We start from the raw sequence: 19,769 nt of genomic DNA, 5'->3' as shown, positions 1-19,769 counted from the left end.
CAGTTATCATTTTCTAATTCCATAGTTGTGATATTTATAGTCAATGATCTGCTATCATCATATCTAAAAAAATTATTGAATACCAAGTGTAATTTATCTTTTTAACCAAAATTCTCTAGAGGGATGATGATCAGTATGGCCTGAATATACATCTTATTCGTGGTAGTTTCCGTGAACTGTTAAATTGGTTGCTTTTAAGGAGATGATAGATAGAGTTAAAATTAGTTCCCAGTTAGTTATTTTTCCTTAATAATTAGATATAACCCTATAAATAGAATAAGAGCTCCAGGCCAAAATAATACATTGGGAATTTCATTGAAAAACAAAATACCTAGAAAGGCTGCGAATAGAGGGGTGAGCAATCTTAGCGAGGTAACAGTTATTGAAGCTAAAACTGATGAAGCATAAGAATAACAAAGGGTTGGTAAAAGAGTGGCAAAAATTCCTAAAGCCAAAATAAAATATATAGCATTTGAATCCAGCAAATGCTTCATATGAAACATTTCATCTGACATACCGATTATAAAAAGACTTACTAGGCTACCTATCAAAAATGTGAAAAACGTAGCTACTTGCGAGGAAGGCTTTTTAACTAAAGATATTGTATTGTAAAAAATGGAATATATGGCCATGGCTGCTCCAGCAATCAAGGCCATTAAATCACCGATAAGATGTAAACTATTTGCTGAATCCGGATTAGATGAAGTTCCTGAGATTACCACTAATATAACTCCGATCATTCCCAGCAATACTCCCCAAACCTGCTTGGACGTAATTAATAATCCTTTCAATCTTTTATAGAAAATGGCAAACAATGGAGTTGTATTTGTTAGAATAGCGACCTCTGCAACTGGAGCGATTTGATAAGCAGTTACTACCAATAAAAAATAACCGGCCATTAGAAGGCCTAAAAACCAAGCTTGCTTGGATATCAATATTTTCTTTGACAAGCCTGGATGGCGAAAACCAAAAAATAAAACAATAAATAACAGCCCAATCAAACAACGCCCAGCTACGATTTCCAGGGAGGAGAAACCATTTAGAAATCTAACAAATATACCTGTTGTTGACCAAGCTACGGCAGAAAATAAAGCGGCAAAAAAACCTGTTTTATGGGTCATCCGAGAATTTATTTTTTAATACAGCATATTTAAGATGATTTATTATCAGTTTATAACTTTATTTCTACAGGATTTTTCAATTAAAAGACTGTCTAAATGCAATAGGTGAACTATTGGTTTTATTCTTAAAAAGTTTGCTGAATGAGGCGGGATGTTCAAAACCTAATTCAAAAGCAATTTCACTTATACTTAGTTCTGTAGTCGATAGTTTTTCTTTAGCTTTTTCAATAAGTTTATTCTGAATGTGTTGCTGCGTACTTTGTCCGCTAATTATTTTTAAAATACTGCTTAAGTAATTTGGTGAAAGATTTAAATCATTTGCCATTTGGCTCACCGTCGGAATTCCGTTAGCTGAAATCTCCGGGTTGTTGAAATAGTAATTTAAACGTTCTTCCAATCTTGTGAGGATTTGGTGGTTGGTAATTTTCCTTGTTATAAATTGTCTTTCGTAATAACGTTCCGCATAATTCAGTAGTAATTCAATCTGTGAAATAATGATATTCTGACTGAATTTATCAATATTCGATTGATATTCTTTTTGAATGTTTTTAAATAGCGCTACTAAATTATGTTCTTCTTTTTCTGATAAAAATAGCGCCTCATTTACGGCATAACCGAAGAAGCCATACTTTTTAATACCTGTAGCCAAGGCTGTGTTCCATAAAAAATCTGGGTGGATCAATAATAACCACCCAGTTGCATTTACTTTCACATTTTGATTTATTTGTATGTTCAGGGTTTGTTGTGGTGCAACAAAAGACAACACACCTTCATCAAAATCATAGTTTTGCTGTCCATAATTGAACTTTTCGCTTACATTTCGTTTTAAACCAATCGAATAAAAATCTTGTATCCATTTAATTTTATCAGTATCTGTTGGATAATTTACGTTGCTATAATCTACCAGGCTAATTGAGGGGTGCTCTGGCTTGGCTAAATTACTATAGCTATGAAATTCACTAAGGGATTTAAATCGAAGTATGGTTTTCATTTTTTAAAAGTAAGAATTAATTTTCTTTGTATAATACCATTCCTGCGTGATATAGGATTCCATTTCTGAATTCCCCATCAGCTGTGAACCCTGTATCATCTTTATAATCAATATGATTTTCTGAAACTTTGTAACCACCCTGATAAGCACTTTTTTTATTGCCTCTTGCTTCATCATATCGATTATTAGGCAATAATTCGTGACGAATGTTACCATCCTCTGTTACCCACATTCCAATATATTCCTTTGATTCTTCTATGGTCATTTCCCTAAAAATTTAATTTTTAAATCCTGTAGATGTTCCTAAGACTTTATTCTCTGCCATAGCTTCTTTAACCGTCTCAATTTTAAGATTTGCATAGTGATATGCATCTTCTCCCATAAAGAAATGTACAGGTGGATTTTCTTGTTCACTTAATGAAATAAATACGTCCGCTGCTTTTTCTGGGTCATTGGGTTGATTACCATTAATGTCATCTAAATGTGCTTGTTCCATTTCACGAGCAGATTTGTAATCTTCAATTTCATATGCTGGAGTTTGAACAGAACCTTCCGATAAAAAATTGGTTCTAAAATATCCAGGATAAACTAAAGTAGTATGAACTCCAAAGGGTTTCATTTCTTCAGCTAAGGCTTCTGTAAAACCTGCAACGGCAAATTTCGTAGAACAGTATATACCAAAACCGGCAAAATTTCCTGTATAACCACCTATCGAAGAAATGTTGAAAATATGTCCAGATTGTTGCTTGCGTAAATAGGGAGCAGCATTTCTAATAACATTAAGAGAACCAAATACATTCACTTTAAAGTTATTTTCTACTTCGTCTGCAGAAAGTTCTTCTAAAGTTCCTATTTGACTGTAACCAGCATTATTGACTACCACATCAATTTTACCAAAATGAGCATTAGCGGCCTCAATAGCTTTTTTGACGTTTTCATTATTGGTCAAATCCATCTCCAAGGCTAGGAAATTTTCATTTTCTTCTCCAACTTCTTGGATCAAAGATTTTTTACTTCGTGAGGTGGCAGCAACGTTAAAACCTTGATTGAGTAATTTTTTTGTTAGTGTTAACCCTAATCCTTTGGATGCTCCTGTAATAAACCATACTTTTTTTGTATTCATTTTTTTAAATTTAGATGATGATACAAAATTGGTATATTAAAAAGTCTCTCCCTTTTCCAAATCTATGGAAGGCTTAGTCAAATCTATTTTATTGAATGATTTTTGGTCGTATTATCGCTAACGGGATCTGCTCGAATATTTGCGTGGGTTAGCACTTAAGTTTACAAAAGTACATACCATGTTGCAAACTTCTACGGAATTTCTAATGTAGACGAAAAAGAGCAATTATTTAGAGTCATCGTTAGCGGTTTTGCTTTTCAACGTTATTTTCATCAATTAGATTTACGATTTTCAGATTGAACGAAAATAATTAGTAGTCCAAAATAGAAAATACTACGAAATGAGGTATTGATCGAAAAATGCAGCAATCTCACGATAGGCTTCTCGTGTTTCTGGAAGGTCTGGGTCAAAGGAAAGTTGAGAATGAGAAATACCTTCATAAATCTGTAATTGCGCAGGCACACTGGCGCGTCTCAATTTGCGATGAGATCTTACTGTATTACTTAAAAAGAGGTCTCGGGTGCCAGATGTGAGAATGGTAGGTGGAAAACCTTCAAAATCACCATTTATAGGAGATAATAGAGGGTGACTAAGATCATTGCCATTGGCATAAAGTTTTGCGGCTAGCCCTAAATAACCTGAATAGCTCACGAGAATATTGTCTAGCCATTCGTTGGTTTTATAACTGTCACCTGTTTCGGTAAGATCAGCCCATGGGGAAGACGGAGCTATTGCTGCTGGCATTGCAAGCCCAAGCTCTTTAATTTTTAAAATTGTTGCCATAATAAGGCCCCCTCCGGCTGAAGTACCAGTCATTGCAATACTACGAGGGTCATACTCTGTTAGTATTGTTTGCCAAACGTCAATCATATCTTCGATGGCACCAGGAAAAGGAGTCTCGGAAGACAAACTATAATCAACCGAGATCGTAGTGTAGCCACCAAAAGCGGCAAACATGGCTGCCTCTCTAACCGATCCAATCCCAGGAGCATAAACGTATCCACCTCCGTGCGCGACAATTACTAGCTGTTTGCGATGATTTTCAGGGATGCTTCCCGGAGTTAATCTATAACACTTTACACCCCCAATCTGAAGTTGCTCAACTTTTAAACCTAGGTCTTTAATCAATTTGTTAACCGCTGGTGCTGAACTTTCACTTACCTTAGTGACAATTTTACGCCAATCCTCTTTTGTGGGAGGATTAAGATTCCAATTGATGAAAACATTATATGGAGCGGCAATCATTTCTTTAGCTCTTTCACTGATATCCTTATGCGGTACTGGAATTGTGCGCCCCGGTACCGTTCGATTTCCAGGTTTTAAATTGGCATCAGTTTGCTTTTTTTTTAAGTCCATAAGAATTTTTTTAGATGAAGACTCCCTTGAACAGCCCTATAGTATGATGAACTTTAACCAGTTGCTTTTCAATCAAGTTTCACTGCATACATGAAATATGATAGTTTATAATGATGCTAGTAAATACAGCTTACGTTGACTTAATTAAGGAATTTTCTGTATGCCGAAGGGGAGAAATTTGTTTTTGCTTTAAACAGTTTGCTAAACGATTGCGAATGTTCAAAGCCTAATTCGTAGGCAACTTCGCTAATTGAAAGGTCTGTTATAGAAAGTCTTTCTTTCGCTTTTTCTATCAATTTGTTGTGAATGTGTTGCTGCGTATTTTGTCCCGTTAGCACCCTAAGTAGACTACCTAAGTAACTTTGAGATACATTCAATTCCTCGGAAACATATAGAACAGATGGTAAGCCTTTAATTATCAAATCATCACTGTTAAAATAATTTGTCAAGAGCTTTTCCAAACGTTCTAGAATTTTATGATTGGTCTTTTCCCTTGTGATGAATTGACGATTGTAAAACCGTTCTGAATAACTGAGCAAGTTTTCAATATGCGTACTAATGATCTGTTTGCTGAATTTATCTATGCTTGTTTGATACTCTTGCTGAATATTTCTAACAATATTGTTGATGGTAAATTCTTCCTTAGGCGATAGGAACAATGCCTCGTTTATGGCATAATCAAAAAAATCATACTTTTTGATAGTTTTTGCCAATGTTGTACCCCAAATAAACTCAGGATGAATAAGTAATAGCCATCCTGAGTTCACTTGTTTGTGGTTTTTTTCAACCTCTACACGAAATACTTGGTTAGGTGCCATAAAAAACAGTGAACCTTCATCAAAATCGCACTGCTGATGTCCATATTTAAACTTGGTATGATATGATTTTTTCAAAGAAATAGCATAAAAATCAAGCACCCAACTCATTGAATTATTTTCATTGGAATGCTTAATTGAAGCGTAATCTACGACACTGATTAAAGAATGCTCGGAAACTGGTAGACCTCTGAATCTATGAAACTCACTAATCGTTTTAATTCTATATGGTTTTCTGTTTGGCATGCTGTGATAAAGATACCTGTTATTTGTTGTATATGGCTGCAAACTCTTTGGCAAAATCAGAGAATTTCACTTTGCCGAATGTGGGTTTGTGTTTATTGAAATCTTGGTAAATACTTCCTGTTCGTTGAGCTGCCTGCATAGCCACATAGTCTTCAGCAATCTGCTTATTCATTCCAATGTTTAGTAAACCATCCAAATATTCTTCATCAGTTACAGTTACCCATTTTAAATGGGGTTGTTCAATTGCCTTACCCAATGTTTCCGCAATTTCAATAGCCGAAACTGCATCGCTAGCCACATAACGAATTTTTCTATGATCAAATGGAAGTCGGAATTCTTCTGCAATCACATCAGCAATGTCATAAGGCGAAACCCAGGGTTCTTTCTCTTGATTTCCAAAATTAGAAACGATAATACCTTGGGATTTAATCGTTGGAATTTGACCAAATAGATTCACATAAAACCCAACTGGTCTAATGAATTTAATGATTATATCTTCCGGAAGTTGGTTCATTATCCTTTCTGCGGAATGATGGAATTTCAGAATACCGACACCTTCAGAAGTATGAGCGCCAATGCTACTCAGATGAATCACTTTTTTTATTGCGGATGCTTCAATTGCATCTTTGTAATTGTGTGCAATCTGGTCAATATATTGTAGATAATCAAAATCTGGATTGAAGAAGCCAAACGTTTCCATACAATACACTGCATCAGCACCTTTAAATGTTTCTGTTAGAAAAGCTACATCTTCCATAGTACCTATGGCTGCTTTTGCTCCTAAACTTTCAATTTCTTTTTGTTTTTCGGGACTGCTACTTATAACTGTTACCGAATTTCCTTTTGCAATTAATTCTTCTGCAAGAGGTCTGCTGATATTGCCCAATGAGCCTGTTACTACAATTTTCATTTTCAGTCTTTTTTGTTTCTACAAAGTTGCGGTGTTAGTAAACAACCACTGTAGCCAAAACGATCCTTATTGTAGTCAAAATGAAATGTTTGTAAACAGCTAAAATATTTGGGTCATGGGTGGTCTTGGTTTGCCTTGCTGCCAACAGTTATTGAAACTAAAACTGATGAGGCATAAGCATAACAAAGGGTTGGTAAAAGAGTGGCAATAATTCCTAAAGCCAAAATAAAAAATATAGCATTTAAATCCAGCAGATGCTTCATGTGAAACATTTTACCGGATATACCGATTATAAAAAAACTTACTAGGCTACCTATTGATCTTTTACTAATTAGCGGTCAGGTTTTCAGCAAACAAATCAATATTATTCATAAAATGCAGGGGCATATCTTTTAATGCCTGATGCTTTAATGTCGTGGTTTAGCCATAGTTTTGCGTTGGTCGTTGCTATAATTTGCTCTATTTTTTTCATTGATGCAATAGAATCTGATATGTTACTATTAAATTGAGGTACGCTGAGATGTTCTAAATTATATTTGTAATGGGCAACATCAGCAGAAAGTATTACAATGCCTTTGTTTTTCAGACGCACCATCAAGGAACAATGTCCGGGGGTATGTCCTGGTGTTGAAATTATCCTTATCGAGGTGTCTCCAAAGATATCCAAGTCTCCGTTAACCATTATGATTTGCTTTTTTTCTAGGAAATCATAGAGCTGGGGCAAATAACCATAATCTTCATATTTAGGTGAGAACATTGCCCTATACTCTTCTTCCTGTATATACCATTTGGCATTTTGAAAAAGATGTGCATTGCCAACGTGGTCAAAGTGTGCATGAGACAGTATCACGATATCTATATCTTGGGGTGTTAACCCAATATCAGCAAGTTGCTCGACAAGTGGTCGCACTACAACACCCCTTATTCCATGAGCAATAATTTTCCCACCTATTTCCTCAAAAACAGATTCATTGATACCCGTGTCCCATAAAATCCATTGTCCTTTACGATGTATTAGGTACGCATTACAAGTTAAAGTAATTGGTTTATCCTTAAACTTTCCTGGCGTGTACATAGATTGATCAGGTGCGATAGCTAAACCTCCATTTAAAATATAGAGCCTATCTACATTGGAATTTAGATTATTTTTTATTTTCATCACGTTTTCTCTGTCATCTATAGAGGCATAGCTTATGGGCGTTATAGTCAATGCACTCAAAATACTAAGACTTTTTAGAAATCGCTTTCTCGTTATAGTAAAATTCTTTGTATTTCTCATTTTCTTAATTTTAAATAGGTTTAGCATTATCAGGGGGATTTTTTAAATCTTCTAGTTGAATTATGTTCCCCAAAACTCCCCAGTTCTGTGTTTCTATATCTCTAAATATTATATAAACCGGAGAAAGTTGATCGCTATCGAAACCTGCATATTTGTGGATACAATTTGTAAATCGGACAATAAACTCTTTTTTCTGCGCTCTATCGAGACCGCCTTTAAAAGCATTTATTTCTAGACTTATTACGTGAGTTCCTTTATTGAAACCACCGTGATAGACATTTTCTCGTGGGTATTCATTAAAGTAAATCCAGCAAGTACTTTTTACGAAATCTGTATCAGGTAGATTTTCGACTTTTAATGCGATAGTCGTTAATTGTTCTGCTAAGATGTCCTTTATTTCCGGAGTAAAAGTCTTTTGTGGACAATTGAAATATATTAGTGGCATATTTTAATAATTAAAATAAAATGCCTCATCACTGTTTTAAAAGAACAATCAGCAATGGCATTTAAGAAAAAAACTATTGTGACATTCCTACGATGCAAAATCAGTTGATAAGGTCATTTCTTTATTAGCCTCAAAGCCTTCTTTTAACTTCTTTACTTTGTAGTTTGCAAACTCTAATGCATCGCTTCCCAATAATACACGTATAGGTGCTTCTTTTTGTTTAGAGAGTTCAATGATGGCATCTGCAATTTTTTGGGGATCGCCCAACTGTTTTCCTGGAATCTCCTCTAGATGTTTACGCTTTTCTTCCTGAATTGCTGCGTAGGCATCAACAGGTTTATCTGGTGTAACAATAGAACCACTTTCTAGAAAATTGGTGCGCACATAACCAGGTTCAATAATTGTTGTATTGATTCCAAAAGGTTTTACTTCCTGGGCAAGTGCTTCTGAAATTCCTTCAACAGCAAACTTACTCCCGCAATAGACGCCCCAACCGGCACCGGCTATCAAACCAAAAACGGAGGATAAATTAAATATATGACCCGTTCCTTGTTCACGGAAATGTGGCAACAAAGCTCTAGTCGTATTCAAAACGCCGAAGACGTTTACATCAAAGCTCTTGCGAACTTCTTTATCGGTAGCTTCTTCTATGCCGCCAATGAGACCATAACCCGCATTGTTAACCAATACATTTATACTTCCAAATTTTTCGATTCCCGCATTTACCGCTATTGAGATACTTTCTTCATTAATAAGATTAACTTCAGTAGCTAAAAAATTATCATAGTTTCCCACGGCTTTTTGAAGTGCTTTTTTGTTTCTGCTGGTTGCAACAACATTATAACCTTGAGATACTAATTCTTTTGTGAGTATAAGTCCAATACCTTTTGATGCACCGGTCACTAACCACGTTTTTCTATTCTGATCCATAATTATTTAGTTTTTAATTATGGTGCAAAGTAACGGTGAGGAATCGCCTAAGCCCTTATCTGTACAAAAGAAGAATTTATTAATATCAAATATCCACCTAAGGGAGCATGTTTTTTCTGAAACTTGATGGAGTGATGCGCTCCATTCTTTTAAAGGAAGATGTGAAAGCTGCCTGGTTTGAATAACCCAAACTATAACTAATGGTGCTAATATCCCAGTTTGTTTTAATCAAGAGTGCCTTCGCCTCATAAATCAATCGTTCCTGAATATGATTACTCAGTGTTTTTCCTGTTTGAGCCTTAACCAAATTGTTTAAATAGTTGGGATGTAGGTGTAATTCTTCCGCAAATTCAGAAGCTGTTTTTAGACGAACCACAGTGTTTTTATGATGTATCTGAAAATTGGTCTCTAATAAGGAAAGAAAATTATGGATATAACTATACGATTCAGAAACAGGAGCATTAGATATATTCTTACCAGCCCGTTTCGCCTCCAACAATATCATTTGAAGATGTATTATAATAGCATCTTTCTTGTCTTTATTCTTACCTCGCTCTTCCAAAAGAATACTTGAGAAATTAGTATTTATTGATACTGAAACGTTGTTGGGTAATTTAATTACTGCATTATCCTCAAGAAAAAAAGGATATGTTCTGAATAGTTTTGCAACATGAGGATAGCCTTCAAAATAATCAGGATGTATTAAACAAAAATAACCTCCGGTTTCTTCAGAAGTAGTTTGCCAAGACATAATCTCATCTGGATGAACAAAAGCAATCTGGTTGGATTTCATCTCATACTTATGTAATCCGACCGTTAAAGTTCCTGTACCGGATGAAATGTGAAATACCTTGTAAAAATCCCTTCTCCCGGGTGAAATATAATCTTCGATAGGATAATTATCTCTATTTTCAACCACGAAAAGCTTACTGTCAAGGGGGTATTGATTCACAGAGAAAATTGGTGAATCAAAGTTTTGCTCTGCAAACTCGACAAGGCTATGACGAGATATTTTTGTTGATGTTGCCATTAGATAAAGCTATAAAATTATACTATTAAAACAAAAATGTTACTTCTGTAAATTAAACTCTGCCTAATCTATTAATTGCTGTATAGTTAGTCTCCAATTTTGCAGAGGTGCCATCCATTTTTCATCAATGTTTATGGTTGCCAGATTAATTAATCTGAAAAGTGGTAAATGATTGGTAAAAGCATTGATATTGCCGCTACCAGAGACAGTTCAGGGTCAAATGGATGAAGCTATTGATCATGGATTTGAGGGTATGATTGTCTATATAGACCAAACTTACAAATCACCTCAGTTTGATTCTGCAGGCTGGCATAATCGAGAATACATAAAAGTAGAATCCAAAATAGGTATATTAAAAAATTTCTCACTTTTCCAAATCTATGGAAGGTTTAGTCAAATCTATTATTTGAACGATTCTAGTCTTTTCAAAAGTTCTGCTGCTTAAACAATCCCATTAATTAAAATTTGCCCTAAACTCTAGTGGCGATAGATTGGTTTTGGTCTTAAAAAGTTTATTGAAAGACTGTACGTGTTCAAAGCCCAAGTCAAATGCTACTTCGCTCACAGTAAGATTTGTGGCAGAAAGTTTTTCCTTTGCCAACTCTATGAGTTTTTCGTGTATATGTTGCCGGGTATTTAAACCGGTAAGGGATTTAAGTACACTACTCAAATAGTTTGCAGAAACATTTAGTGATTGAGCGACCATCTGAACAGTAGGTAATCCTTTATTTATTGAATTATCGCTACTAAAGTAATCATTCAAAAAAGCTTCCAACTGTGATAATATTTTGTGATTCCCCTTCTTTCGGGTAATAAACTGCCGGTTATAAAAACGCTCTGAATAGTTTAGCAATAACTCAATTTGCGAGATGATGATATTCTGACTGTAGGTATCTATATTAGCATTTATTTCTCGATTAATATTTTGAAATACTGAATTTATGATCTGCTCCTCTTCATCCGATAAAAAGAGTGCCTCGTTTATAGAATACTGAAAAAAGTTATATGATTTGATTTTGGTGGCCAACGTTGAATTCCAAAGAAAATCTTTGTGAATGAATAACAGCCAACCCTCTCGTTTACTGTTTTCCGTTTCATTTTCGACCACGATATTCAAAACCTGATTAGGGGCAAGAAAAGACATCAGGCCTTCGTCAAAATCGTATTCTTGTTGTCCGTATATCATTTTAACATCCAGATTTCTTTTTAATGCTATCGAATAGAAATCATGTAACCAGTTAACATTATTATGTTCAGGTAAATCAATAATTTGAGAGTAATCTACAAGGCTGATCAATGGATGTCTTGGTTTTTCCAAATTCCGTAGCCTATGATATTCTGAAATAGTTCTTAATTTTCTAATCTGCTTGCTCATTATGATGTATTTACTGACTATATTCTGTTTTACAAATTTATCTATTTAACCAGTTACCAAGGAAATGTTGAATCCTATATAAAAGATAGACCACGATAGGAACCAAAATTATGGTTAAAATCAATGTTCTAACCCATTGATGCTATTCATTGAATCCTTTTTTAAAGCTAATAGATGGATCCCCCGTTAACCTGCAAATGATGCCCATGTACAAACGCTCCTTCATCAGAAGCCAAAAACGCCACAACTTTCGCCACGTCTTCAGGTGTACCTAACCTATTGAAAGGACTTCCTGCCATCATCTGTTTTTTAATTTCTATAGGTTGATCGGTTATAACACCTGCATTATCAATAATTCCCGGCATCACAGAATTAACATTTATGTGTCTTGGCCCCAGTTCTTTAGCCAAAACATCTACAAAGAGCTTAGATGCAGCTTTACTGGCCGCATATATAGCTGCTCCTGAATCAGGATGAATGCTCATTGTCGAAGATATGAGTATCAACCTTCCATTGTTCGCTAGACACTTGGCAGCTTCCTGCATGACAAAAAACGTGCCTTTTACATTAAGATCAAATACCTTGTCAAAATCAGATTCAGTCGATTCTAGAACGGGTGTTTCAATGAGTTCGATTCCCGCGTTTGCAACAACGATATCCAATTGACCAAATTTTTCAGACGCAAACGAAAATAGTCTTCGTATATCATCTGGGTCGGAAACATCGGCCTTTACAAAATGATATTCAATACCGTATCCCTTAATTATTTCTTCTGTTTCAATTGCAGCGATGTCGTCATTCGAATAATTCAACACTGAATTAATCCCAAGTGAAGAGAACTTTTCTGCAATACCTCTTCCTATTCCTTTAGTAGCACCGGTTATAAGCGCTTTTTTCCCTTTTAATTCCTCGTACATACTTCTCAATTTAAGTTGAAGCTAATTGCGATATGGCGCCTTGTTTATAACGTTCCGGCAGGCCAAGCGCCACTTTGCATTAAAAGACCAAACCAATCTTCCAGATGCCAAGTGTGCGTAAGTTTTCCGTTTTTAAGATGATGAAACTCGTGAAGCGCAATTGCCACTTTTCTATTTGTTGAGGGTATTCCCAGTAAATCCTTATTATGTGTAAACTTTAATTCAGCTCTTACCCCAGCTCTTTCATGAGTTCCAAAAATTTCGTGAATGACCACCTCTATATCGGGAAAGGTGTCAATAAGTTTGCTCATAATTATCTGTAACCCTATTGGTCCCTCCTGTTGATCCGGCGCCAGTGGAATGTCCTGCCAATCAGGGGTGCAGACCTCATTTAGTAATTCAGGGATATTTTTTTTCCAGGCACTGTAAAATGTTTCTATTGTACCTATTTCTTCTTGGGTCAGACCGTTGACCAAATTAGTATTTTCCATTTGTATTGATAGATTTTCTATGTTTTACAATGATTAAATAAACTAGGAGGATCCCAACTCAACTGGATGTATCCTCCTTAGTTATACTTTAATTACATAGAGAGTTAATAAAAGCTTGTGATATAAATTAAAGGTTTGACCCTCCGGAAACCTCTATACGTTGTGCATTTATCCATTTGGAATCATCGGTACATAAAAAGGCAACGACACTTCCAATATCATCTGGCAGTCCTACACGACCCAATGCTGCTTGTGATGCAAGGTGGGTATTCATATCACTATTATCCCTTACAGCACCACCCATGATATCTGTCTCTATGGGGCCAGGTGCCACTATGTTAGATCTGATCCCTCTTTTACCCAATTCCTGGGCTTGATATTTGGTAAGTGTCTCCATAGCTCCCTTCATAGCAGCGTAGGTTGCAAATCCTGGAGTTGTGAATCGTGCTAGCCCTGTGGATATATTGACGATACCTCCATTATCTCTTAAAATGAGTTCATTAAGAAGTTTTTGAGTTAGGAAAAAAGGTCCTTTGAAATGAACATTAAGTAATTCCTCAAATTGTTCTGGCGTGGCGTCGGTGTAGTTGGCATAATGGATGAATCCCCCATTATTAACAAGATAATCTATCTTTTCTGTACCGAAAGATTTACTTAAAGAACTTTTTAGTAAAGAACTAAAAGTATCAAAACTTTTTAGATCCATGACATCAAGGTGAATAGCAAAGCCCTTTTGTCCATTTTGTTCAATTTGACCTATAACCTCATCTGCTGCTTCTTTGTTGGATTGGTAGGTGATTATCACATCCAATCCTTTTTTAGATAAGCTAATAGCCATATCTCTCCCTAGTCCACGGCTTCCCCCGGTGACTAATGCAATTTTGTTGTTTGACATTTTCTTTTTTTTAATTAAATATTCAATGCAAATATCTTAGGATAACTCGTCACGGATTTATCCATAACGTGGATTACTTTAGCCAAAACTTGGTTTTAAATAGCGAAACAAGAAATGAAGATGGAATACACCTCCCGAATCACTAGAATGTTATTAAGCCAATTTCTAATTTGACGATATAAACTGCTTAATGTCTTCTATAGCTTCCATCGATTCTTTTGAATCAATATGAGCAAACGGCCAGACATGTTTTTGCCCCTCATACTCCTTAAACTTAGATTTCTTTTGAATGGGATTAATGTAAGCATAGAAGTTTTTGGCATCATCATTCAATACCTCGTCCGTGCCGACCAGCAAGAACACAGGCGGGAATTCTTTGAATTTCAATTCACTGGGATCTGCCTCTTGAATATTATTTGAGGCGTACATCAATGCATGGTTATAAAGAAAATCCTTGCTTAGAATGGGATCCAATGCCTGTCTGGTCTCATAGGATTTATTATCACACTTTAAATCGATCCACGGAGAGATTAACGCTAACGAGGCAGGCATGGATAGATTGGCTATTTGTACATCATTTATCAATGCTATTGCCAGGCCACCTCCAGCACTATCACCCATTACGGTTATTTTATAATCCTTATACTTTTTTTGCAGCTCTTTGTACACATTGAATATTTCGTTGTTCGCAGTAGGATATGGATGTTCTGGAGACAATGCGTATTCTATGTATAAAATGGGCGAATTGAACGATCTGGCTAAATGAGATATCATTGCTTGATACGTATTAAAGTTTCCATAGGTGTATACACCACCATGCAGATACACCATTATTTCTTTTTTACTCAACATCTCTTGATTAAACATGTAACTCTTAACTCCTGAAATGGTGGTTTCATTTATACTTACCGTATTATTGGGAGGATAAACTTTCCCTAAAGTTTCATAGAAACCTCTAAATTCATTTATTTTTTGCATAGTACTATCTGCGATAGTTTGCGCAAATACATTCGTATTAGTGAACTGGAGCACTGCCAGCATCACTATGGTTTTCACTATATTTTTCATTTGTATATAATTTTTTATTTGTTTATAAATGGATAATCGATATAACCTTCTTTACTGCCACCAAACATAGTCGCTCTATCAGGTTGATTTAATTCTGTATTCAGTTCAAAACGTTTGGGTAAATCTGGATTGGCCAAGAATAGTGTTCCGAAGGAAACCATACTGGCAATTCCTTTTTCTAATTCTTCCTCGGCCGAAGCCTTATCATAGCCTGAATTTGCAATAACAGTTTGCTTAATTTGGTTACCGAACAGTTCTATGTCATCCACGTTGGGATAATGTGATGGGGAGGGGAAAGATGGACTGCGCTTCATCAATTCTACATAAGCAAAGTCTAGTTTATTCAATTCCTCAATCAAATAGCTGTAGGTCTCTACAGGGGCATCTAATATCATATCACCGTAAGGATGCAAAGGAGAAATTTTAATACCAACCTTATCGCCTCCAACTGTTTTTATCAATTCTTTCATGACTTCCAGTGCAAAGCGTACTTTGTTTGGAATACTACCACCATATTTGTCCGTTCTTTGATTTGAGCTTTCCGCCAAGAACTGACTCGGTAAATAGCCGTTAGCAGCGTGAAGTTCAACCCCGTCAAAACCCGCTTCTATGGCATTTTTTGCCGCCTGCCCGAAATCTTTAATTGTTTGTTTAATTTCTTCTAGCGTAATTGCTTGTGGTGTTTCATATTCCTTCATGCCCTGTGAAGTAAAATGTTGCATCCCTCGAATAGGCAGGGCGGATGGCGCCAATGGCAGTTTTCCTTTTCTATCTGTGGAATGCCCTACACGGCCTGTATGCCATAGTTGGGCTATAATAACTCCTCCTTTATCATGCACTGCTTGGGTCACTTTTTTCCAGGCTTCAATTTGCTCATTGGTAAAAATGCCTGGAGTAAGCGGACTGCCGGTAGCTTCTTCGCTTATTCTGATGGCTTCCGTAAACAATAAACCTGCACTCGCTCGTTGCGTATAATATTCCACGGTCATTTCACCCACTACACCGTGAATATCTGCCCGGCTTCGGGTCATGGCAGCCATTGCCATTCTGTTCTTTAATTCTAAATTTCCAAACTGTGTTTTTTCTAAAAGTTTCATGGTATTTATTTTTTAATTATCATTATTATTTATTTTCAAAGATGTGTCGAACGTTCTTTAAAAACTTGTATCAAATCACTCTTACTATTAGCTGTTATAAGCAGGTATGTAAACCTCAGATACAAATTCTTCTGCCGTTGTAGGACTGATGGTAGATGCATCTCTTTTCTGATAGTTGAAAATGCCATCTTTAATAGCTACGGCCATACCAATCAGATTATCCACAAAGTCTTCTGAAAAACCATTACCCAGAAATACTTGCTTCGCTTGGTCTGCTGGAATTTGCACATAGGGCAATTCGGGTTTACCAATGGCATTGCCGATGATGTTGGTAAATTCGCTATACGTATAATCTTTTGGCCCCATTACCGCATGCACACTTTTACCTGTAAAGTCTAGGTTTATTAAATGTGCCGCTGCTACTTCCGCAACATCCTGAGTTGCCACCATAGGGATAGCGTGATCACCAACCGCTGGGGTTCCATTAATCCCTTTTGATTTTACCAACCCAATGGTTCTTAAGAAATTATCCATAAAGTAGGCAGACCGAAGGTGCAGTACATTTACATCTTTTAGCTGATTTAATCTTACTTCCTGTTCTCCTGTACCGGCCATCATACCGTTGCCTTCGTGCAGATGGGAGCCCAGGCTGCTCATATTTACAATATGTTTGATACCTGATTTTTGAATGGCTTCCAGATAATTGCCGGTAACTTGTCTTTGATAGGCTCGGGTGTTTTCTGCCTTAACATTATCGGGTAAAATGAGAAAAGCACTATCCGCATTTTTGAATGCCTCAGTAATGGTTTCTACATCATTGACATCTCCTGAAATTATTTCTGCTCCCAAAGTTTTAAAGTCTTTTAATTTATCGGGATTTCTTGTTAGTAGTTTTACCTGATGCTTTCCTTTTTCTAAAAGAATTTTGGCAATTTTACTTCCTACTGTTCCTGTGGCTCCGAGGATTACTATTTTTTTCATCTTTTACTATTTTTGTTGTTATTAATTATTTACACTACAAAGGTGCGATTAGGCTTTTGCGAAAACTTGTATCAAATCACTGTTCTGTTTTTTAGTGTTCCAGGTGGTTCCTTTTTCAAGCTGACCACTTTCAAGGTCATTTTTAATGATATCCATAGCATTCCGTAGCACTGCTCCAAAAGCTTTTATCAAAACCAACTTGATAAAAATTCTTGAAATAAAATTGGTTGGAACTGCACGGTACGTCCATTCTATTTTGGTTTGATGGTTTCCTAAATCTGTGAACAACCATTCCCCCTCAATTCTTTTAAGTAGTGCTGCAAGTAATTTTGATGTAAAATGCTCGTTTTTGTATGAAAAGGAAGTTGGAGCATTCACTGTTAAAAGACTTTCTTCCGAAGTGGATCCGTCTGCAAAGTAGACTGTCCTTTTCAATCCCGCTTTATTCCAACCTTGCTTAATACTAGTATCTACAATCGCTGGAATCATTGCGTTACCTCGGAAGATGTGCATTAAATTGATAGGAGGTATATAGTCGAATGCACTATCTATTTTGGAATTGATGATGGTTACTACCGTTATTTCGGGGTTTTTGTTCGAAACCTTCTTGTTGTTTTTTGTTGTTTTCATTTTCTAAGTTTTTAATTTATTTACTATACAAAGATGCTGAGAACCTTGCCTGCAAACTTGTATCAAATCACTGTTTTGCTTTTAGATAAAATCCCTATTTGTGCAGATTGCCACTGTACATACCACCATCAAAATGTTTTGCATTGGTTTGCGTAATAAATAAAACGATGTCAGTAGTTTCAATGGCGATGAAAGTCGGATTTTCATTTTCTATTAAAGCACTTTCGCCGGTTCTTAGTTGTACGTCAGCATTGACTTGAATGTCTCCATTAAACACATAAAATAGAAATGAGGTATCCTCGATAGATAGCTCGGGCAAAAAAGATTCTTCACCTTGTTGCAACTGCATATCCAGTATCCAGGTATTGCTTCTTATCTGTAAAGGATAATCATTGTCCTTACCAGCTATTTTTCGCCATTGATTAAGACTATAGGCTTCTGGTAATTGATGAAATTGTACTTGGGGTTTTAGTCCCTTAACTTCGGGTCTGATAAAAATCTGCAGCCCTTCTAGAGTACCATCTTCTTCCAAAGTTTTTTCTTCGTGGTAAAAACTGGAACCCGCATTCATCATCATTAACTTTTGATTTGAAATGGTATCCATATGCCCTTCGGAATCCTTGTGTTTGACTTTACCTCTACGTAGGTAGGTAAAAATTTCATCATCTTTATGCGGATGCATTGGGATTAGTGTACCAGGAGTTATACGGGCTTGGTCAATCCTTCCAATTGTAGAAAAGCCTGTATCATTCAGTTCGGGCATTATTAGCCCAGGATATAAAATCTGTATCCCAAATCCACCGTGCTGCTTCCCATATTTTATGGTATTGTCTATTTTTCTTAGCATAATTACAATTGTTAATTGAAAATGAAGGCTATAATTAAGAATTGACTTCAATCACTACTTTGCCTATATAGCCTCCTTTTTCCGCGTATTGATAGGCTTCTTTAAATTGGCTAAATGGAAATACTTTGTTGACTTCAATCTGTAACCCGTTATTTACAGCCTTGACTAGCGTCTCGGTTTGTTTTGTGGAAGGACTTGAAAGCACTACAACGTGTTTTTTACTGGTAAATAAGTTCTTGAATAACGAAGTAGGAATTTCAATTGGCTGAGGTGTCACGTTTAAAAACAAGCTTTTTGATTTCATAATCCCTTTGGCATTTTTGTAGCTCATTTTACCAGACAAATCCACTACAATGTCATAGCTGTCTTTCCTTGACAATACATTTTCTTTGGTGTAATCTATTACTGTGTTGGCACCCAAATTTTTTGCATATTTCATTCCTTTGGTGCTCGTTACAGCTGTTACATTAGCTTGCTGTTGTTTTAATAATTGAAGTAAATAAATCCCAAATCCTCCAGTAGCACCGTTTATCAGTATAGCAGTTTGAGCAGTGATATTTCCCATTTTTTCTAAAGCCGCAAGTGCAGCGGTACCCACTACAGGAATGGATGCTGCTTGCTCAAAGGTAGTATTGGAAGGTTTTTTCCAGACCAATGAAGAGGTTACCGCAACATACTCGGCTGATGCACCTTCTTTCATTAAATTTTTAACGACGCCAAATACAGCATCTCCCATTTTTAGATGACTAACCCCAGAGCCAACTTCTTCCACGATACCGGCAAAATCAGCTCCAGTATGCTTCGGAAATTTGGACCCCGACATCAATTTCATTTCCCCCTTTCTGATTTTCCAATCCATAGGATTAATGGAAAATGCTTTTACCTTTACCAACACCTGGTTTGAATTAATAGTAGGTTTGACTTGTTCTACCATTTGTAAAACATCTGTTGTTCCGAATTTTTTGTACACAATTGCTTTCATGATATTAATTTTTATTGGTTTAAATTGATATCACAAAGTTGCACAGAAACCTATGGTCAAACTTGTATCAAATCACTGTAGTGATTTAAAAGGAACTACTAAATAATAAAGGCACCTACTTTAAAGGTGCCTTAAATTATATAGTCAAACCTTAGCAATCATGCAATTCTCTAGTTATCATTTAATTATGTTAAAAACATCTACTAAATCAATGACTTAAATTGCAAGGAAAAGTGTAAT

At 36.0% G+C, this 19,769-nt stretch carries 23 protein-coding genes; 1 reads left to right on the top strand and 22 read right to left on the bottom strand.

The window, feature by feature from the left end; all coding sequences use genetic code 11:
* Positions 1–236: 236 nt before the first annotated feature.
* The 12 genes from FVB9532_RS18395 to FVB9532_RS18340 form a co-directional block, all read right to left on the bottom strand.
* Positions 237–1,121, bottom strand: a complete 885-nt coding sequence (locus FVB9532_RS18395; RefSeq protein ID WP_228482395.1) for a DMT family transporter — start codon at positions 1,119–1,121, stop codon at positions 237–239.
* A gap of 76 nt (positions 1,122–1,197) precedes the next feature.
* On the bottom strand, positions 1,198–2,112 hold the full coding sequence (locus tag FVB9532_RS18390; protein WP_150546645.1) for a helix-turn-helix domain-containing protein: 915 nt from the start codon (positions 2,110–2,112) through the stop codon (positions 1,198–1,200).
* A gap of 16 nt (positions 2,113–2,128) precedes the next feature.
* Positions 2,129–2,377, bottom strand: a complete 249-nt coding sequence (locus FVB9532_RS18385; RefSeq protein ID WP_150546644.1) for an Atu4866 domain-containing protein — start codon at positions 2,375–2,377, stop codon at positions 2,129–2,131.
* Between the two features lie 12 nt (positions 2,378–2,389).
* On the bottom strand, positions 2,390–3,235 hold the full coding sequence (locus tag FVB9532_RS18380) for an SDR family oxidoreductase (protein WP_150546643.1): 846 nt from the start codon (positions 3,233–3,235) through the stop codon (positions 2,390–2,392).
* A gap of 333 nt (positions 3,236–3,568) precedes the next feature.
* Positions 3,569–4,591, bottom strand: a complete 1,023-nt coding sequence (locus FVB9532_RS18375; protein WP_150546642.1) for an alpha/beta hydrolase — start codon at positions 4,589–4,591, stop codon at positions 3,569–3,571.
* 140 nt (positions 4,592–4,731) lie between these two features.
* Positions 4,732–5,652 (bottom strand): helix-turn-helix domain-containing protein, encoded by a 921-nt coding sequence (locus FVB9532_RS18370; protein ID WP_150546665.1) that lies wholly within the window; start codon positions 5,650–5,652, stop codon positions 4,732–4,734.
* A gap of 19 nt (positions 5,653–5,671) precedes the next feature.
* Entirely contained in the window at positions 5,672–6,562 is an 891-nt protein-coding gene (locus tag FVB9532_RS18365; protein WP_150546641.1) for an NAD(P)H-binding protein, read from the bottom strand.
* A 113-nt stretch (positions 6,563–6,675) separates the two neighbouring features.
* Positions 6,676–6,825, bottom strand: coding sequence for a hypothetical protein (locus tag FVB9532_RS18360; RefSeq protein WP_194716585.1), 150 nt, complete (start codon positions 6,823–6,825; stop codon positions 6,676–6,678).
* A 101-nt stretch (positions 6,826–6,926) separates the two neighbouring features.
* Positions 6,927–7,841 (bottom strand): N-acyl homoserine lactonase family protein, encoded by a 915-nt coding sequence (locus tag FVB9532_RS18355; protein ID WP_228482394.1) that lies wholly within the window; start codon positions 7,839–7,841, stop codon positions 6,927–6,929.
* A gap of 10 nt (positions 7,842–7,851) precedes the next feature.
* A complete protein-coding gene (locus tag FVB9532_RS18350; RefSeq protein WP_150546640.1) occupies positions 7,852–8,286 on the bottom strand; it encodes a tautomerase family protein in 435 nt (144 codons plus the stop codon).
* An 87-nt stretch (positions 8,287–8,373) separates the two neighbouring features.
* A complete protein-coding gene (locus FVB9532_RS18345; RefSeq protein WP_150546639.1) occupies positions 8,374–9,216 on the bottom strand; it encodes an SDR family NAD(P)-dependent oxidoreductase in 843 nt (280 codons plus the stop codon).
* A 97-nt stretch (positions 9,217–9,313) separates the two neighbouring features.
* On the bottom strand, positions 9,314–10,246 hold the full coding sequence (locus FVB9532_RS18340) for an AraC family transcriptional regulator (protein WP_150546638.1): 933 nt from the start codon (positions 10,244–10,246) through the stop codon (positions 9,314–9,316).
* 172 nt (positions 10,247–10,418) lie between these two features.
* Here FVB9532_RS18340 and FVB9532_RS20000 point away from each other — a divergent pair, with 172 nt between their 5' ends.
* Complete coding sequence (locus tag FVB9532_RS20000) at positions 10,419–10,691, top strand: hypothetical protein (RefSeq protein WP_194716584.1); 273 nt, start codon at positions 10,419–10,421, stop codon at positions 10,689–10,691.
* Positions 10,692–10,700: 9 nt separating this feature from the next.
* On the opposite strand, the gene FVB9532_RS18330 is transcribed toward FVB9532_RS20000, so the two are convergent.
* The 10 genes from FVB9532_RS18330 to FVB9532_RS18285 form a co-directional block, all read right to left on the bottom strand.
* A complete protein-coding gene (locus FVB9532_RS18330) occupies positions 10,701–11,621 on the bottom strand; it encodes a helix-turn-helix domain-containing protein (RefSeq protein ID WP_194716583.1) in 921 nt (306 codons plus the stop codon).
* Between the two features lie 167 nt (positions 11,622–11,788).
* Positions 11,789–12,538, bottom strand: a complete 750-nt coding sequence (locus FVB9532_RS18325; protein WP_150546636.1) for an SDR family NAD(P)-dependent oxidoreductase — start codon at positions 12,536–12,538, stop codon at positions 11,789–11,791.
* A gap of 44 nt (positions 12,539–12,582) precedes the next feature.
* Positions 12,583–13,014 carry an ester cyclase gene (locus FVB9532_RS18320; protein ID WP_228482393.1) on the bottom strand — a complete coding sequence of 144 codons (432 nt, stop codon included), beginning with the start codon at positions 13,012–13,014 and terminating at the stop codon, positions 12,583–12,585.
* Positions 13,015–13,156: 142 nt separating this feature from the next.
* On the bottom strand, positions 13,157–13,924 hold the full coding sequence (locus FVB9532_RS18315; protein WP_150546634.1) for an SDR family NAD(P)-dependent oxidoreductase: 768 nt from the start codon (positions 13,922–13,924) through the stop codon (positions 13,157–13,159).
* 165 nt (positions 13,925–14,089) lie between these two features.
* On the bottom strand, positions 14,090–14,956 hold the full coding sequence (locus FVB9532_RS18310) for an alpha/beta hydrolase fold domain-containing protein (protein WP_194716581.1): 867 nt from the start codon (positions 14,954–14,956) through the stop codon (positions 14,090–14,092).
* Between the two features lie 50 nt (positions 14,957–15,006).
* On the bottom strand, positions 15,007–16,089 hold the full coding sequence (locus FVB9532_RS18305) for an alkene reductase (RefSeq protein ID WP_150546632.1): 1,083 nt from the start codon (positions 16,087–16,089) through the stop codon (positions 15,007–15,009).
* 87 nt (positions 16,090–16,176) lie between these two features.
* Positions 16,177–17,070, bottom strand: a complete 894-nt coding sequence (locus FVB9532_RS18300; RefSeq protein ID WP_150546631.1) for an NmrA family NAD(P)-binding protein — start codon at positions 17,068–17,070, stop codon at positions 16,177–16,179.
* A gap of 48 nt (positions 17,071–17,118) precedes the next feature.
* Positions 17,119–17,700, bottom strand: coding sequence for an SRPBCC family protein (locus FVB9532_RS18295; protein WP_194716580.1), 582 nt, complete (start codon positions 17,698–17,700; stop codon positions 17,119–17,121).
* A gap of 94 nt (positions 17,701–17,794) precedes the next feature.
* On the bottom strand, positions 17,795–18,598 hold the full coding sequence (locus FVB9532_RS18290; protein ID WP_228482392.1) for a pirin family protein: 804 nt from the start codon (positions 18,596–18,598) through the stop codon (positions 17,795–17,797).
* Positions 18,582–19,529 carry an NADP-dependent oxidoreductase gene (locus FVB9532_RS18285; protein ID WP_150546630.1) on the bottom strand — a complete coding sequence of 316 codons (948 nt, stop codon included), beginning with the start codon at positions 19,527–19,529 and terminating at the stop codon, positions 18,582–18,584. Before FVB9532_RS18285 ends, FVB9532_RS18290 begins: the two co-directional genes overlap by 17 nt.
* Between the last annotated feature and the right edge of the window lie 240 nt (positions 19,530–19,769).

Origin of the sequence: Mesonia oceanica (assembly GCF_902499555.1) — a bacterium.
Taxonomy (GTDB): domain Bacteria; phylum Bacteroidota; class Bacteroidia; order Flavobacteriales; family Flavobacteriaceae; genus Mesonia; species Mesonia oceanica.
The sequence above is the reverse complement of the archived record's forward strand: the minus strand, read 5'-3'. Positions and strand labels throughout refer to the sequence as shown.

What these genes read in the sequence shown, in the direction of transcription:
- FVB9532_RS18285 (WP_150546630.1), bottom strand. Translation starts at nt 19,529, where the DNA reads ATGAAAGCAATTGTGTACAAAAAATTCGGAACAACAGATGTTTTACAA.
- FVB9532_RS18365 (WP_150546641.1), bottom strand. Translation starts at nt 6,562, where the DNA reads ATGAAAATTGTAGTAACAGGCTCATTGGGCAATATCAGCAGACCTCTT.
- FVB9532_RS18385 (WP_150546644.1), bottom strand. Translation starts at nt 2,377, where the DNA reads ATGACCATAGAAGAATCAAAGGAATATATTGGAATGTGGGTAACAGAG.
- FVB9532_RS18325 (WP_150546636.1), bottom strand. Translation starts at nt 12,538, where the DNA reads ATGTACGAGGAATTAAAAGGGAAAAAAGCGCTTATAACCGGTGCTACT.
- FVB9532_RS18355 (WP_228482394.1), bottom strand. Translation starts at nt 7,841, where the DNA reads ATGAGAAATACAAAGAATTTTACTATAACGAGAAAGCGATTTCTAAAA.
- FVB9532_RS18380 (WP_150546643.1), bottom strand. Translation starts at nt 3,235, where the DNA reads ATGAATACAAAAAAAGTATGGTTTATTACAGGAGCATCCAAAGGATTA.
- FVB9532_RS18350 (WP_150546640.1), bottom strand. Translation starts at nt 8,286, where the DNA reads ATGCCACTAATATATTTCAATTGTCCACAAAAGACTTTTACTCCGGAA.
- FVB9532_RS18395 (WP_228482395.1), bottom strand. Translation starts at nt 1,121, where the DNA reads ATGACCCATAAAACAGGTTTTTTTGCCGCTTTATTTTCTGCCGTAGCT.
- FVB9532_RS18340 (WP_150546638.1), bottom strand. Translation starts at nt 10,246, where the DNA reads ATGGCAACATCAACAAAAATATCTCGTCATAGCCTTGTCGAGTTTGCA.
- FVB9532_RS18370 (WP_150546665.1), bottom strand. Translation starts at nt 5,652, where the DNA reads ATGCCAAACAGAAAACCATATAGAATTAAAACGATTAGTGAGTTTCAT.
- FVB9532_RS18375 (WP_150546642.1), bottom strand. Translation starts at nt 4,591, where the DNA reads ATGGACTTAAAAAAAAAGCAAACTGATGCCAATTTAAAACCTGGAAAT.
- FVB9532_RS18390 (WP_150546645.1), bottom strand. Translation starts at nt 2,112, where the DNA reads ATGAAAACCATACTTCGATTTAAATCCCTTAGTGAATTTCATAGCTAT.
- FVB9532_RS18300 (WP_150546631.1), bottom strand. Translation starts at nt 17,070, where the DNA reads ATGAAAAAAATAGTAATCCTCGGAGCCACAGGAACAGTAGGAAGTAAA.
- FVB9532_RS18295 (WP_194716580.1), bottom strand. Translation starts at nt 17,700, where the DNA reads ATGAAAACAACAAAAAACAACAAGAAGGTTTCGAACAAAAACCCCGAA.
- FVB9532_RS18330 (WP_194716583.1), bottom strand. Translation starts at nt 11,621, where the DNA reads ATGAGCAAGCAGATTAGAAAATTAAGAACTATTTCAGAATATCATAGG.
- FVB9532_RS18345 (WP_150546639.1), bottom strand. Translation starts at nt 9,216, where the DNA reads ATGGATCAGAATAGAAAAACGTGGTTAGTGACCGGTGCATCAAAAGGT.
- FVB9532_RS18315 (WP_150546634.1), bottom strand. Translation starts at nt 13,924, where the DNA reads ATGTCAAACAACAAAATTGCATTAGTCACCGGGGGAAGCCGTGGACTA.
- FVB9532_RS18360 (WP_194716585.1), bottom strand. Translation starts at nt 6,825, where the DNA reads ATGAAGCATCTGCTGGATTTAAATGCTATATTTTTTATTTTGGCTTTA.
- FVB9532_RS18305 (WP_150546632.1), bottom strand. Translation starts at nt 16,089, where the DNA reads ATGAAACTTTTAGAAAAAACACAGTTTGGAAATTTAGAATTAAAGAAC.